The sequence below is a fragment of the Williamsia sp. Y721 genome (assembly GCF_059683565.1).
On record NZ_JCASNH010000003.1, the window covers coordinates 989,342 to 1,003,796 of the forward strand.

Annotated in this window: 13 protein-coding genes; 6 read left to right on the forward strand and 7 right to left on the reverse strand. The window is 64.0% G+C overall.

What is annotated here, in order from left to right; translation table 11 throughout:
* The first annotated feature begins 13 nt into the window (after positions 1-13).
* From AC56PL_RS19460 to AC56PL_RS19470, 3 genes are read left to right on the forward strand one after another with little or no spacing between them, the layout of a single operon-like run.
* Positions 14-2,020, forward strand: coding sequence for a maltotransferase domain-containing protein (locus AC56PL_RS19460; protein WP_497154816.1), 2,007 nt, complete (start codon positions 14-16; stop codon positions 2,018-2,020).
* Positions 2,017-4,227, forward strand: a complete 2,211-nt coding sequence (gene glgB / locus AC56PL_RS19465) for a 1,4-alpha-glucan branching protein GlgB (protein WP_497154817.1) — start codon at positions 2,017-2,019, stop codon at positions 4,225-4,227. Before AC56PL_RS19460 ends, glgB begins: the two co-directional genes overlap by 4 nt.
* A 21-nt stretch (positions 4,228-4,248) precedes the next feature.
* On the forward strand, positions 4,249-5,697 hold the full coding sequence (locus AC56PL_RS19470) for a neutral zinc metallopeptidase (RefSeq protein WP_497154818.1): 1,449 nt from the start codon (positions 4,249-4,251) through the stop codon (positions 5,695-5,697).
* Between the two features lie 41 nt (positions 5,698-5,738).
* Here AC56PL_RS19470 and AC56PL_RS19475 read toward each other — a convergent pair whose 3' ends face one another.
* From AC56PL_RS19475 to AC56PL_RS19490, 4 genes are read right to left on the reverse strand one after another with little or no spacing between them, the layout of a single operon-like run.
* Positions 5,739-6,707: a tetratricopeptide repeat protein gene (locus AC56PL_RS19475; RefSeq protein ID WP_497154819.1), complete on the reverse strand. Its 969-nt coding sequence runs from the start codon at positions 6,705-6,707 to the stop codon at positions 5,739-5,741.
* Positions 6,707-7,936: an MFS transporter gene (locus AC56PL_RS19480; RefSeq protein WP_495516876.1), complete on the reverse strand. Its 1,230-nt coding sequence runs from the start codon at positions 7,934-7,936 to the stop codon at positions 6,707-6,709. The genes AC56PL_RS19475 and AC56PL_RS19480 overlap by 1 nt, the downstream gene beginning before the upstream one ends.
* Positions 7,937-7,977: 41 nt before the next feature.
* On the reverse strand, positions 7,978-8,313 hold the full coding sequence (locus AC56PL_RS19485) for a DUF3817 domain-containing protein (protein WP_495516877.1): 336 nt from the start codon (positions 8,311-8,313) through the stop codon (positions 7,978-7,980).
* Positions 8,314-8,326: 13 nt separating this feature from the next.
* On the reverse strand, positions 8,327-9,514 hold the full coding sequence (locus tag AC56PL_RS19490) for an acetyl-CoA C-acetyltransferase (RefSeq protein WP_497154820.1): 1,188 nt from the start codon (positions 9,512-9,514) through the stop codon (positions 8,327-8,329).
* A 67-nt stretch (positions 9,515-9,581) separates the two neighbouring features.
* On the opposite strand from AC56PL_RS19490, the gene mce reads away from it, so the two are divergent.
* Together mce and AC56PL_RS19500 are read left to right on the forward strand one after the other, a co-directional pair.
* A complete protein-coding gene (gene mce, locus AC56PL_RS19495; RefSeq protein ID WP_495516879.1) occupies positions 9,582-10,064 on the forward strand; it encodes a methylmalonyl-CoA epimerase in 483 nt (160 codons plus the stop codon).
* Between the two features lie 117 nt (positions 10,065-10,181).
* Positions 10,182-11,240: a hypothetical protein gene (locus AC56PL_RS19500; RefSeq protein ID WP_497154821.1), complete on the forward strand. Its 1,059-nt coding sequence runs from the start codon at positions 10,182-10,184 to the stop codon at positions 11,238-11,240.
* A gap of 10 nt (positions 11,241-11,250) precedes the next feature.
* Here AC56PL_RS19500 and AC56PL_RS19505 read toward each other — a convergent pair whose 3' ends face one another.
* Positions 11,251-11,511 (reverse strand): Rv1322 family protein, encoded by a 261-nt coding sequence (locus tag AC56PL_RS19505; RefSeq protein ID WP_497154822.1) that lies wholly within the window; start codon positions 11,509-11,511, stop codon positions 11,251-11,253.
* Between the two features lie 16 nt (positions 11,512-11,527).
* Positions 11,528-12,208: an endonuclease NucS gene (nucS, locus tag AC56PL_RS19510; protein WP_495516882.1), complete on the reverse strand. Its 681-nt coding sequence runs from the start codon at positions 12,206-12,208 to the stop codon at positions 11,528-11,530.
* 86 nt (positions 12,209-12,294) lie between these two features.
* On the opposite strand from nucS, the gene AC56PL_RS19515 reads away from it, so the two are divergent.
* Positions 12,295-12,822 carry an NUDIX domain-containing protein gene (locus AC56PL_RS19515; RefSeq protein WP_497154823.1) on the forward strand — a complete coding sequence of 176 codons (528 nt, stop codon included), beginning with the start codon at positions 12,295-12,297 and terminating at the stop codon, positions 12,820-12,822.
* An 18-nt stretch (positions 12,823-12,840) separates the two neighbouring features.
* On the opposite strand, the gene glsA is transcribed toward AC56PL_RS19515, so the two are convergent.
* A complete protein-coding gene (glsA, locus tag AC56PL_RS19520) occupies positions 12,841-14,235 on the reverse strand; it encodes a glutaminase A (RefSeq protein WP_497154824.1) in 1,395 nt (464 codons plus the stop codon).
* Between the last annotated feature and the right edge of the window lie 220 nt (positions 14,236-14,455).

The window sequence follows — 14,455 nt, forward strand, 5'->3', positions numbered from 1 at the left end:
GGTGGCGCAGAAGGTGATTGGGCGCATCGGGATCGATGACATAGCCCCCGTGGTCTCCTCTGGTCAATTCTCCGCGAAAGCGGTTGTCGGAGAGACCGTCCCCATCAGTGCAACGGTCTGGCGGGAAGGCCACGACGCCGTTGCCGCCACATTGCATGTCGATGGGCCGTCACGGAGCAAGAGCCTGGACATCCGGATGTCGCCGGGCGTCGAACCCGACACGTTCAACGCCCTGTTCACGCCCGATGCCATCGGCTACTGGTCGTTCCGGATCGACGGTTGGAGCGATCCTTTCGCGACCTGGCGCGACGCCATGGACAAAAAACTCGCGGCAGGCCAGGGCAGCTCCGAACTCGCCAACGACATCGAACGTGGTGCGCGCCTGCTCGAAAAGGCGATCACTCTCGTCCCACCGGACGACCGCGATCTGTTGACCGGTGCCATCGCCGCATTGCGCGATCAACAGGCCGCGCTCCCGGTCCGCGTCGCGCCTGCACTCTCGGAACCGGTCAGCACCCTGTTGATCGACCACCCGGTCCGGGAATTGGTCACCAAGAGCCGCACACACCGCGTCTGGGTCGACCGCGTGCGCGCGCTGTTCGGATCCTGGTACGAGATGTTCCCGCGGTCCACCGGCGGCTGGGACAACGACGGACACCCGGTTCACGGCACCTTCCTGACCGCCGCCGAAGATCTGCCCCGGATCGCCGACATGGGCTTCGATGTGGTCTATCTGCCACCGATCCATCCGATCGGCGAGGTGAACCGCAAGGGGCCCAACAACTCTGTGATCGCCGGACCCGACGATGTCGGCTCCCCGTGGGCGATCGGATCGGCGGACGGTGGACACGATGCCATCCATCCACGCCTTGGCACGCTCGACGACTTCAACTATTTCCGCCAGCGCACCGAGGAACTCGGCATGGAGGTCGCGCTCGATCTGGCGCTGCAATGCGCGCCCGACCATCCCTGGACCACCGAACACCCTGACTGGTTCGTCACCGAACCCGACGGGACCATCCGTTACGCGGAGAATCCACCCAAGAAGTACCAGGACATCTACCCGCTCAACTTCGACGACGACCGCGACGGAATCTTCCGCGGCGTGCTGAAGGTCGTCCTTCACTGGGTCAAGCAGGGCGTCAAGATCTTTCGGGTCGACAACCCGCACACCAAACCACCGGATTTCTGGGAGTGGATCATCGTCGAGGTCAAAAAACGTGACCCCGACGTGCTGTTCCTGGCCGAGGCCTTCACCCGGCCGGCCCGCCTGTACGGGCTGGCCAAATTGGGGTTCACGCAGTCCTACACGTATTTCACCTGGCGGACCGCCAAGTGGGAGATCACCGAGTTCGGCAACGAGATCGCGGCGAAGGCGGACGTCTGCAGACCCAATCTGTTCGTCAACACCCCGGACATCCTGCACGAGAGCCTCCAACACGGCGGTCCCGGGATGTTCGCACTGCGGGCGGCGCTGGCCGCCACCCTGTCCCCGACGTGGGGTGTCTACAGCGGATACGAACTCTTCGAACACAATGCCGTACGCGATGGCAGCGAAGAGTATCTGGATTCGGAGAAGTATCAGCTGCGTCCCCGCGACTACAAGGGCGCGGCGAGCCGTGGTGAATCGCTCGAAGGATGGATCCGCTCACTCAACGAGATCCGCAGGCGCCACCCGGCGCTGCAGCAATTGCGGTACCTGAAGTTCCATCACATCGACAACGATGCGCTCATCGCGTTCTCGAAGTTCGACCCACACACCGGCGACACGGTGGTCGTGATCATCAACCTCGACCCCATCGCCGCCCAAGAATCAACCGTGTGGCTGGACATGCCCTCGCTGGGCTACAACTGGCACGACCGCTTCAGCGGTATCGACGAAGTGACCGGCGAAAGCTTCCACTGGGGCCAATCCAACTATGTCCGGCTGGAACCATGGCGCTCGGTTGCCCACATCGTTGCTCTTCCGCCCATGCCCGAGGCGGCGCGCAGCGCACTCGCGTTCAGGACTCCCTCATGACCACACCGTCAAACACCGCACCCGACGCCACCCTCGAGAAGTCAGAACTCGACAGGCTCCTGTCCGGCACACACCACAACCCGCACGCGGTCCTCGGCGCCCATCCATCGGGCGAGTACACGATCCTGCGCACCCTCAAGCCTGATGCGATATCGGTGAGCGCGATCATCGGCGGTGTCGACTACCCACTGACACACCAGGATTCGGGCCTGTTTGTCGCCACCATCCCGTTCGCGGAGCTGATCGACTACCGGTATCGCGTCACCTACAAAGACACGACCGGCACCACCCGCGAGTTCATCGTCGCCGACGGATACCGGTTCCTTCCGAGCCTCGGAGAGCTCGACATCCACCTGTTCACCGAGGGCAGGCACGAACGGCTGTGGGAGATCCTGGGCCCGCAATCCCGGCTGTATTCGACACCGGACGGCAGTGTTGACGGCACCAGCTTCGCCGTGTGGGCACCCAACGCCCAGGGTGTGACCGTCATCGGCAGTTTCGATGGCTGGCGCGGGCACACCGCACCGATGCGCAGTCTCGGCTCGAGCGGGGTCTGGGAAGTCTTTGTGCCCCATGTCGGTCCGGGCACCACCTACAAATACCGGATCACCGGCAACGACGGCGTCGTCCGGGAGAAGGCCGATCCGATGGCCCGGGCCGCAGAGGTCCCGCCGGCCACCGCCTCTGTCATACCCGAGACATCATTCGAGTGGACCGATGCCGAGTGGCTCGACCGCCGCGCGAAGCTGGTTGCGGTCAATGAACCGATGAGCGTGTACGAGGTACATCTCGGGTCGTGGCGCCAGGGTCTGGGATATCGCGAACTGGCCGACGAACTCGGCACATACGTCAGCGAACTCGGCTTCACGCACGTCGAGTTGCTCCCGGTCTCGGAGCACCCGTTCGGCGGATCCTGGGGCTACCAGGTCACCTCGTATTACGCACCGACCTCACGTTTCGGCACACCCGACGACTTCCGGTTCTTCGTCGACCGACTGCACGAGCTGGGGATCGGCGTCCTGGTCGACTGGGTGCCCGCCCACTTCCCCAAAGACGCCTGGGCACTTGCCCGTTTCGACGGCACCCCCCTCTACGAACACGGCGACCCGCAGCGCGGCGAGCAACTGGACTGGGGCACTTACGTTTTCGACTTCGGCAGGCCCGAGGTGCGCAACTTCCTGGTTGCCAACGCGCTCTACTGGTTCGACGAGTTCCACATCGACGGACTGCGCGTCGATGCCGTCGCCTCCATGCTCTACCTCGACTACTCCCGCCCGGACGGGGGCTGGTCCCCCAACATCTATGGGGGTCGGGAGAATCTCGAAGCGGTGCAGTTCCTGCAGGAGATGAACGCGACCGTCCACAAACACCACCCGGATGTGGTGACGATCGCCGAGGAATCGACATCGTGGCCCGGGGTCACCCGCGACACCAATCTGGGCGGGCTCGGCTTCACGATGAAGTGGAACATGGGCTGGATGCACGACACGCTCGGCTACCTCGGGCGCGATCAGATCCACCGCAGCTTCCATCACCACGAGATCACGTTCTCGCTGATGTACGCCTGGAGTGAGAACTTCGTGCTGCCCATCAGCCACGACGAGGTCGTGCACGGCAAGGGCACACTGTGGACGCGGATGCCCGGTGATTCGCAGACGAAGGCGGCGGGTGTCCGCGCGCTGCTCGCCTACATGTGGGCTCATCCGGGCAAGCAGTTGCTGTTCATGGGCCAGGAGTTCGCCCAGACCCCGGAATGGTCGGAGAACCGCAGCCTGTCGTGGGAGCAACTCGAAGGCTGGGAGGGTGAGCTGCACGCCGGTGTCCAGTCACTCGTCACCGACCTCAACAGCGCATACCGCCGACATCCGGCGCTGTACAGCCAGGACATCACGCCCAGCGGCTACTCCTGGATCGATGCCAACGACACCGCGGGCAACATCATCAGTTTCCTGCGATGGGGGTCGGACGGCTCGGTGGTGGCGTGTGTCTTCAACTTCTCCGGCACCACGCGCACCGACTACCGGGTCGGACTCCCGGTCGTCGGTGTCTGGAACGAGATCCTCAACACCGATGCACCGGCGTACGGCGGCACCGGCGCCGGTAATCTCGGTCAAGTGATCGCAAACAGTGAAGCCTGGCACGGTCGGCCCGCATGCGCCCGACTGACTTTGCCTGCCAACGGAGCCATCTGGATCGCGCCGGCCTAGCGGCGGGCGCCGGGGACATCCGTGAACACACGACGAATATCGTGGATCAGTGGGCTGGTCGGCGTCTGCCTGCTGGTGTCCACCGGTTGCACCGACCGTGAAGAGCGTGTTGTGGTCGACGGTGATCCGGTGTCGGTGTACTCCGACCCGTTCACCGTTGCCGGCCTCGCGGTCAGCGACGGCCCAACCGGCGTGCGTTCCGGCGCCGAAGAACCGGTGCTCGATATCGACAATGCGGACTCCGGTGAGATCGACACCCTGATGGCCGCGGCCCTGCTGGATCTCGAGAAGTACTGGAAAGAGGCCTTCGAACCCGCGTTCGGCGGTGAGTTCAAAACGGGTCTGGGGTTCGTGTCCTGGGATGCCGAGGCGCCCCGAAGCGCATCGGTGACGTTCTGTGGCGACTCGACCTATGGCCACGTCAATGCTGCGTTCTGCCCGCCGCGGGACCAGATCGGCTGGGACCGTGGGGTTTTGATGCCGGCCCTGATCGACGAGTTCGGGCCGATGGCGCCGGTGACGGTCATTGCCCACGAGTACGGCCACTACGTGCAGATGATCGCCGGCATCGACAAAGACGCCTCCCCGATCGTGAGCGAACAACAGGCAGACTGCCTGTCGGGGAACTTCATCCGATGGATCGCCGAGGACAAGGGCCAGTACCTGCAGATCAATACCGCCGATGGGCTCAATTCTGCTGTCGCCGCGCTGATCTCGGCCCGAGACAGCGAACGTGGACAGTCCGATCACGGCACCGCGTTCGAACGGGCCCACGCATTTGAAATCGGATTCGGCAGCGGACCGGAGCGATGTGCGGCGATCGACGAGATAAGCATCGACGACATGCGCGATGCGATGCCGCCGCGCTTCGACAACGCAGGCAGTATCGACACGACCCGGTTCAGCAAAGGCGGACTCGACTCGGTGATCTCGTCGGTCGAGGAGTTCTTCGCCCTGCCACCGGAGGTTCGGCCTGCTGTCGACACCGATGCCCTGAACACCGGTTGCCCCGCTGTCGACACGGTCGCCACGCAGCCACCGGTGGCGTTTTGCCCGGCCACCAACTCGGTGTCGATGGATTCGTCAGACCTCGCGTCGATCGCCGACAACGGAACCAGCGGTCCCCCCGGGTTGCCGAGCTTCATCGGTGGCGATTTCAGTGCCTACTCGCTGGTGGCATCCCGATACTCGATCGCGGCCCAACAGGCCCGTGGTCAGGTGATCGACCAACCGGTCTCCGCAGCCCGAGCGGCGTGCGCCACCGGCCAGTGGGCCCGGTCGACCGCGGACTCCGGTACGTTCACACTTCGCGGCGGCGACCTCGACGAGTTGGTGTCCAGCCTGCTGGTCAGCGGTGCCGTTGCCAGTGACGTCGCAGGCCGCTCGCTTCCGAGTGGCTTCTCCCGGATCGCAGCGTTCTCGGCAGGCTACTTCGACACCGACAGTGGTTGCTCCCGCTACGACCCGTGAGACCTGATCAGTACCCGGCGGTGATCAGTACCGGGCGGTCATCAGTACAGGGCGGTCGCGAGCTTGCGCCTTGCCGCGACCACAAAGGGTTCAACCGGATCGAACAGTTCGAACAGTTCGAGCAGCCGGGCCCTGGCGGCGGTGCGATCGTCGCCCGCAGTCCTGGCAACAACCTTGATGATCCGATCGAAGGCGGCCTCGGGTTGCTGATTGAGCAGCTCCACGTCCGCAGCGGCCAGTTGCTTCTCGATGTCGTCGGGTGATGCGTCGGCCAGCGCTGCCGGGTCGTGGGACTGGGCCCGCGCGACGAACGTCAGGTTGCGGACCAGCGACGCGGCCTCGAGGTTGTTCGGCTCGGCGGCCGCGATTTCCTTGTATTCGGCAAGCGCGCCGTCGATGTCGCCGTCGTTGAGTTTGTCCTCGGCAGCGGCCATTCGTGGGTCGACCGGATCTTCGATTTCAGCACCGGCCTCTGCAGGCGCACCGGTGATCCCGGCACCGTGCTGGCTCATGACGTCGTCGATCCAGCTCTGGATCTGCGCGGCCGGCTGTGCACCGGCGAAGGCCGACACCGGCTGACCGCCGATGATCGCGACCACGGTCGGTACCGACTGCACACCGAACAACTGCGCGATGCGCGGGTTGGCGTCGACATCGACCTTGGCGAGCACCCAGGCGCCACCGGATTCGGCGGCCATTCGCTCCAGCGTCGGCGACAGCTGCTTACACGGACCGCACCAGGTCGCCCAGAGGTCCACCACGACCAGAACCTGCGAGGACCGGGCAACGACCTCGGACTCGAAGGTTTCCTCGGTGACGTCGTAGACGGCGGGGAATCCTGCTCCCCCGGTCGGGACCGACGGTGGCGCGGCTCCCGGTGGCGGTGTGGGCCGACTGGCTTGCGCACGTTGCGCGTCGGCACGTTCTTTGAGACCCGAAAGGTCCACGGCGCCTGACATTGCCGCTGCCGCACGGGCAGCCGCCTGCTGACTTTGTTGCGGTCTGGTCATTACTCCAGTTTGGCACGGTCGTCGGTGACGTGGTGCCGGGGTCCGGTTGTGCGGGGCCGGACCACCGGTGCGAAAACGATGGCGACGGCCAAGCCTGCCACCGCAAACCACAACGCGCTGCCCAGAGAGAACCATTGACTGAGCGGACCGATGACGGCCGGGCCCGCCAGCATCCCGACATAGCCGAAGCCGACAACCACCGAGATGATCTGACCGCTCGACGCGGTCGTGACGTTTCCGGCGGCGGTGAACAGCTGTGGAACGCCGCCCGCGACACCGAGGCCGAACACCGCCCACCCGACGATGCTCCACGGCGCAGTGGGTGCGCAGATCGCCAGCGCCATCCCGGCCACGGCAACTGCCGCACCGCCGCGCACGACGGCCACCGGTCCGAACCTCGCGCTCACCGTGTCGGCGGAGAACCGGAAGAGCACCATCGTGGCGCTGAATGCACCGAACGCCACCGCGCCCATGGCATCGGAGACGTTGTAGTTCTCGACGATGTAGAGCGCACTCCAGTCGTAGGCGACGCCCTCGGCGAGCATCAGCATGAACGCCACCAGGGCCAGCAACGCGATCCGGCCCCATGGTCGCGGCTCGCGGACCGCGACGTCCTCGCCGCGATCAGACCTGGCCACGCCCTGTTGATCGGGCACGACCTCCAATCCGGCGCCGGCAACCTCGTCGCCCGCGCGGCCGGTCAACAGGTCCCGGGACAGGACCACCGCGCTCACCAGTCCCAGAGCGCAGAACGTGCCCAGAACCGCCATGAGGGGCACGTCGAGCGCCAACCCGCCCGCCACGATCCCGGCACCGGCCAGACCGCCCACCGAGAAGTATCCGTGGAAAGACGACATGATCGGTCGCTTGTAGGTGCGTTCACACAGCACGGCCTGAGTGTTCATCGAGACGTCGAGCGCACCGTTGAAGAAGCCGAACACCACGAGCGCGCCCGCCAACGACGTGGTGCTGGTGGCCAGACCCGGCAACAGAATCGCCAGCGACAGACCGACCGCACTGATCACCGTGGGCCATTTGGATCCGATGCGGTCGGTCAACGGTCCGACCAGTTGCATCGCAACCAGAGCCGACCCACCGATCGCCAGCAGCAGACCGCCCAGGGTGGCGTGACTGACACCGGTGCGATCCTGGATCACCGGGATGTGGGCCACCCACATGGCGGCCAACAGGCCGTTGAGGCCAAAAATGCACGAAACCGCCACCCGCACCCGAAGATTCGGATGCGCGATGGCGGTTTCGGGTGGTGTTGTCAGACTGTTGCAGCCTTCGACGGTGCTTCGACTCCGTCGAGGTGGCCATTACGCTTCGCCCACACCTCGAAGACCAGGGTGCCGAACGGCGGAATGCTCGCCACCAACGCGAGGCCGGTGGTGACCAGGTTCCACTTCAGGCGCCACGCGGTGAACAGCGAGACCACGACGTACACCACGAACACGATCCCGTGGGTCATACCCGGGATGGCGATGGCTTCTTCATGGCCGAGCACCCACTTGAAGAACATCGCGATCAGCAGCGCCAGCCAGGTCACGGCCTCGGCAATTGCCACTACTCGGAAGATCTGGGCGGTGAGTTTTGCAGAAATCAATTTTCGGTCACTTTCACTTCTTGGGTACAGAAATTATGAGCGCATCACCCTGTCCACCGGCACCACAGAGTGCGGCCACACCCGTGCCACCTCCGCGGCGGGCGAGTTCCAGGGCGAGATGCAGCGTGATGCGTGCGCCGGAAGCACCGATCGGGTGACCGATTGCGATGGCGCCACCGTTGACGTTCACTTTGTCTTCGGAGACCCCGAGGTCCTTGGCGGAGGCCAGGCCAACCGCCGAGAACGCTTCGTTGATCTCGTACAGATCGAATCCGGCGGGATCGATCCCGGCCTTCGAGGCAGCCTTGCGGATGGCGTTGGCCGGCTGATGCTGCAGTGTCGAGTCGGGTCCGGCGACCACACCGTGAGGGCCGATCTCGGCGAGCCATTCGAGCCCGAGAGCCTGCGCCTTCGCCTTGCTCATCACGATGACGGCAGCGGCGCCGTCCGAGATCTGCGAAGAGTTGCCTGCGGTGATGGTTCCGTCCTTGCGGAACGCCGGACGCAGACGCGACAGCGTCTCGGCGGTCGTGTCGGCACGGATGCCTTCGTCTTCTGCGAACAGGACCGGATCACCCTTACGCTGCGGGATCGGCACCGGCACGACCTCGTCATCGTATACACCGTTCTTCCACGCGATGGCGGCACGCTGGTTCGACTGCGCGGCGAACTCGTCCTGCTGCTCGCGGGTGAACTTCTCGACGTCGTTCTGCTGCTCGGTGAGCGCGCCCATCGGCTGATCGGTGAAGGGATCGTGCAGGCCGTCGTAGGCCATGTGATCGACCAGCTCGGTGTTGCCGTATTTGAAGCCGCTGCGGCTGCCCTGCAGGATGTGCGGCGCCTGGGTCATCGATTCCTGACCACCGGCGACAACGCACTCGAACTCGCCCGCCCGGATCAGCTGATCGGCCAGCGCGATCGCATCGATGCCCGACAGGCACATCTTGTTGATCGTCAGAGCGGGGACATCCCAGCCGATACCGGCCTTGACCGCGGTCTGCTTGGCAGGCATCTGACCGGCGCCGGCGCCGAGAACCTGTCCCATGATGACGTATTCGACCTCAGAGGCAGGGACGTTTCCCTTCTCCAGGGCTCCGCGGATCGCGATCGCACCGAGGTCCACCGCACTGAAATCCTTGAGCGAACCCATCAATCGGCCGATCGGGGTACGGGCTCCGGACACTATTACCGACGTTGTCATCTGTTCTGACCTCTCTGAAAAGCTGGCTGAATCGTCGCTCAACTAAAGCCGAGGTTACCTTTATGCCATGACCACATCTGAACAGAACCCCCAGTCAATGGCCATGGCGACCATCGGCGAGCTCGTCACGGCGATCGATCATGTCGGGATCGCAGTGCCCGATCTGGAGGCCGCCAAGGCCTGGTACCTCGAAAACCTGGGCCTGGTGACGCTGCATCAGGAGACGAACGCCGCCCAAGGTGTGGTCGAAGCAATGGTCGGCCCCGCGGGTGCCGACAAGACACACGCCCTCATCCAGCTGCTGTCGCCGATCGATGAGACGTCGACCATCGCCAAGTTCATCGATCGCAACGGTCCCGGACTACAGCAGATGGCTGTCCGCGTCACCGACATCGAAGAGGTCACGCGCCGTCTGGTCGCCAACGGTCTGCGGGTGCTGTACACCGAGCCGCGCCGTGGCACGGCGAACTCACGGATCAACTTCATCCACCCCAAGGATGCCGGTGGAGTCCTCCTCGAACTCGTGGAACCGGCTGCCGCAGCGCACTGAGGCCTCACACCGAAGCCGCCGACCGGGCCGGGGACACGGGTTGCAGCCTGGTAACTCCTGTGCGCCACACCGTGTTCACCCCCGGTACCGGTGGCAACACAGCGTAAAATCTCACCCATGCCAAATAACGAGGCCACATCTGCCAGCGGCCTGCCGTTTGCCACGGTCATGCGTGGTTACGACCGGGATCAGGTCACCGAGTTCTTCCGTCGTTTCGACGCGGAGATGCGGGTCATCGCCGCCGACCGCGACGCCGCCACGGCCAATGCCCGTGAACTCGCCGAGAATCTCGAGATCGCCCGCGACGACATCGACGAACTCCGCCGCGAGGTCAATCGGCTATCCGTGCCACCCACCACTGTCCAGGGGATGAGCGAGCGGGTCTCCAGCATGCTCCGCCTAGCTTCTGACGAGGCTTCGGAGATCCGGGCACAGTCGGAAGCAGAAGCGGCAGAAGTACTTTCGATCGCACGTCAGGAAGTCACGGAACATCGCGAGGAGATCGCGCGAAAGACCGCGGAGCTCAACCGCCGCCGTGAGGCGATGCAGGCCGAACACGAGGCCACGATGATCGCAGCCCGCAACGAGGCCCAGCGCATCCTCGCCGAGGCAAAAGCGCAGGCCGAAGAACTCGACGCCCGGGCGCAGGCCAACCGGGAACGGATTCAGCAAGACTTCGACATCACGATCGCCGCCCGCCGATCCGAGGCCGTCGCCGCAGCCAGCAAGCTCGAGACCGACAGCAAGAACGAGGCACGCGAACGGCTCGAGAACGCACACGCCGAAGCCGAGAGCCTGCGTCAGCGCGCCGCCTCCGCGGCAACCGAAAGAGTCACGCGCTCACAAGAAGTCGCCGAGCAGGTCCGTGCGCTGCGGAGTCGGATGTTGTCTCAACTCGCCGAGATCCGTAGCCAACTCGACGACGTCCCACAGTTGCTCGCCGCAGTCGAGAACGAGCCCGAACTGCTCGATCCGAACACCACCGGCCTCCTCAACAAGGAACTCTCCGACAACGCACGCCTCGAAGAGCCATCGTCGACCCCGGCCGACGATGCTGTCGAGCACGACGATGTCGACACCGAAGACTCGGAACTCGAAGAATCCGCCGATCTCGAGCCGGAGGACGTCACAGACAGCACAGACACCCCCGATCGGGTGAGTACTTCTTACCGGTAGCCCACGCGCGCTAACGTCGTGCGCCGCGCGCACCCCGCGCGGCGCGACGCCAGCATCCGGTGTGCCAATGGCGGCGATCATCCAGATAGGAACCGCCGCCCGCGTACCCATCCATCCCGTAGTCATCCACCGGCCAGGCGACCACATGCGGAACGCCTACCATCACGGTCTGGTTGCAGCCCGGGCATCGGTAGATCTTGGTTGCGCGTTGACCGGTGATCGGCCGGACGTAGTAGTCGCCGCCGCCGGGGCCTGGCTCGATCCGTTCCATCACACTCGCCGGTATCTCAGAACAGCCGGAACTCGGTGCTCTCGGTCCCACGAAGCTTGTCGTAGTCGAGCGTGACGCAGCGGATGCCGCGATCGTTGGCGAGGGTCTTGGCCTGCGGCTTGATCTGCTGGGCCGCGAAAATCCCTTGGACCGGGGCCAGCAGCGGATCACGGTTCATCAGCTCCAGATAGCGGGTCAGCTGCTCCACGCCATCGATCTCACCGCGACGTTTGATCTCCACCGCAACCGACGAACCGTCAGCGTCGCGGCACAGCAGGTCAACGGGACCGATGGCGGTCATGTACTCACGCCGCACCAGCGAATAGCCGGTGCCGAGCGTCTCCACGTGTTCGGCCAGCAACTCCTGCAAGTGTGCCTCGACACCGTCTTTGACCAGTCCCGGATCGACGCCGAGCTCGTGGCTCGAATCGTGTTCGATCGCTGTGATCGTGATCTGGAGTTCCTCGCCCGCCTTGTTTGTCACTACCCACAGCTGTGGTCCATCAGGCGTTTCAGGCGTGGTCTCCACCAGCCAGCACGGTGGGCTCATCCAGTTCAGTGGTTTATAGGCACGATCGTCGGCGTGCACGCTCACTGAGCCGTCGGACTTGATCAACAGCAGTCGGCGAGCTTTGGGCAGATGGGCGGTGAGCCGTCCGACATAGTCGACCTGGCATTCGGCAATAACAAGACGCACGAGGACCACCTTAGGCCCGCGGACGCAACGCGCGTCGCCCCCGTGCCGTGCGCCGGCCATATTCTGATGTGGTGTCGATCAAGCGAGTGTCTTCAACCGAAATTTATGCCAACCCGTGGTTGTCTCTCCGCGAGGACGAAATCGTTCGCTCCGACGGCAGCACCGGCATCTACAGCGTTGTCGACAAGCCCGAGGGTGTCGTCGTCATTCCGCGCGAAGAAGGTCGTTTGTATCTGGTCGAGCAGTTCCGGTACGCAGTGGACGCGCGGCGATGGGAGTTCCCGGCGGGCACGGCACCGGACCGTCAAGTGGTTCCGGCCCAGGCACTCGCGGTCCGGGAGCTCGCAGAGGAAACGGGCCTCCGCGCCGACTCACTAACCCGGATCGGGACAGTGGATGTGGCGCCCGGTTTCAGCAGTCAGAGACAGGCGGTGTTCCTTGCCGAGAATCTGCATGCCGGTACCGCGCAGCGTGAACACGAAGAGCAGGACATGGACGCCCGGTGGTGGCCTGTGACGGAGGTATGGGCGGCGGTCCGCTCCGGAGCGATCTGCGACGCCCAGACCCTGGCTGCACTGACCCTGCTCTCCGCCCACGACGCCGCTGCGAGCTGAACGACGCCCCCACCGTGGCTACTGCTTCTCGATCGCCGTCTTCAGCAAGAAGTCTTCTGCTTGGGCAAGTGCATCGGCCATCGTCTTGACGACGTAGTCGAGTTGCGGACCTGGTTCGGCCTCGTGGGTATGTGCTCGCAGCACGATGCCGTCCGGATCCACCACCACCGCAATGCGTTTGACATTCTCGAGGTTCTTGCTGGCACCGAGGAACATCGTTCTCGAAACCTCGTCGACCTGATCGACTCGACTCATGTCGAGGATGACCACATCGAACTCATTGGCCGCCGATCGAACACGTCGCAGCACGCTCTCGGTACCCGAGAACGTGAGGTCACCCTGGAGTTCGTAGATCCTGATGCGGTCACGGTTGCCTTTGAGGAAGTGCCGTTCGAACTCGTTGCGTTCGGTCGCTACCTCGAACTCCTCCGCGGATCGGAATGAGCGAACCGCGGATCTGCTCTGCCGGGCAACGTTGAACATGTGCAGACCGAGATCGGACGAGAGTCGCTTACAGGCGTTGACGCCACGGACGCTGTTTCCGTGCACGTCGAGGAGCGGCGAGTACACACCGATACCGAGCTGTCCGGGCAGCACGGCCATGATCCCGCCGCCCACACCGCTCTTGGCCGGAAGACCCACCCTGGTCACCCAATCCCCGGCGCCGTCGTACATGCCGCACGTCGTCATCACGCTGAGCACCCGTTCCACGATGGCCTGTGTCAAGACCCGCCTGCCCGTTCGGGGATTCACTCCCCCATTCGCCAACGTGCCGGCGATGACCGCAAGGTCGGTCGTCGTGACGATCAGAGAGCATTGACGGAAATAGAGGTCGATCGAATCCTCCGGAGACGCTTGCAGAGCACCAAAGCTCTGCATCATGTACGCAATCGCACGATTTCGGGCGCCGCTTCGCATCTCGGAGTTGTAGACATCGGCGTCGAGTGACAGCCGACGGCCGGCGCAGGATGAATAGAAATCGAGCAACTCTGCAAACGCCACGTCGACATCGGGTTGGATCTCGAGGAGCAGAGAAGACGACAGGATCGCACCCGCATTGATCATCGGGTTGCGTGGCCGGCGCTGTGAATCGACGCTGATCTCGTTGAACGCCTCACCCGAGGGCTCTACCCCGATGCGTCCGTCGAGCTCATCAAAACCCTTGTGCGTCAAGGCAAGTGCGTACGTGAGCGGCTTCGACACCGATTGGATGGTGAACCCGACATCCGAATCAGCGATCGAATACACGTACCCGTCGTGCAACGCCAACGACAGCCCGAATTTTTTGGGATCGACCTGGGCCAGCTCCGGTATGTAGTCCGCGAGCGCGCCTTCACCGCCGGCAGCGCACGTGTCGTGGATGTGTTGCAGATACGACTCGACCAGGGTGGGGCCGCCGATCAGTGATGCCATGCCCTATCTAAGCAAAGATCCCCGCACGACACTATCGACCCGGAACGCACTGAGCCCCCACATAGGGAGACTGGCCTTCGACGACACGGGTGGATATAGCAAAATACCCTGTATTCGAGACCATTGCTGGTGTCGAATACAGGGTATTCGCAAATTGTGTTCGGCGGTGTCCTACTCTCCCACACTGATTAGGGTGCAGTACCATCGGCGCTGGTAGGCT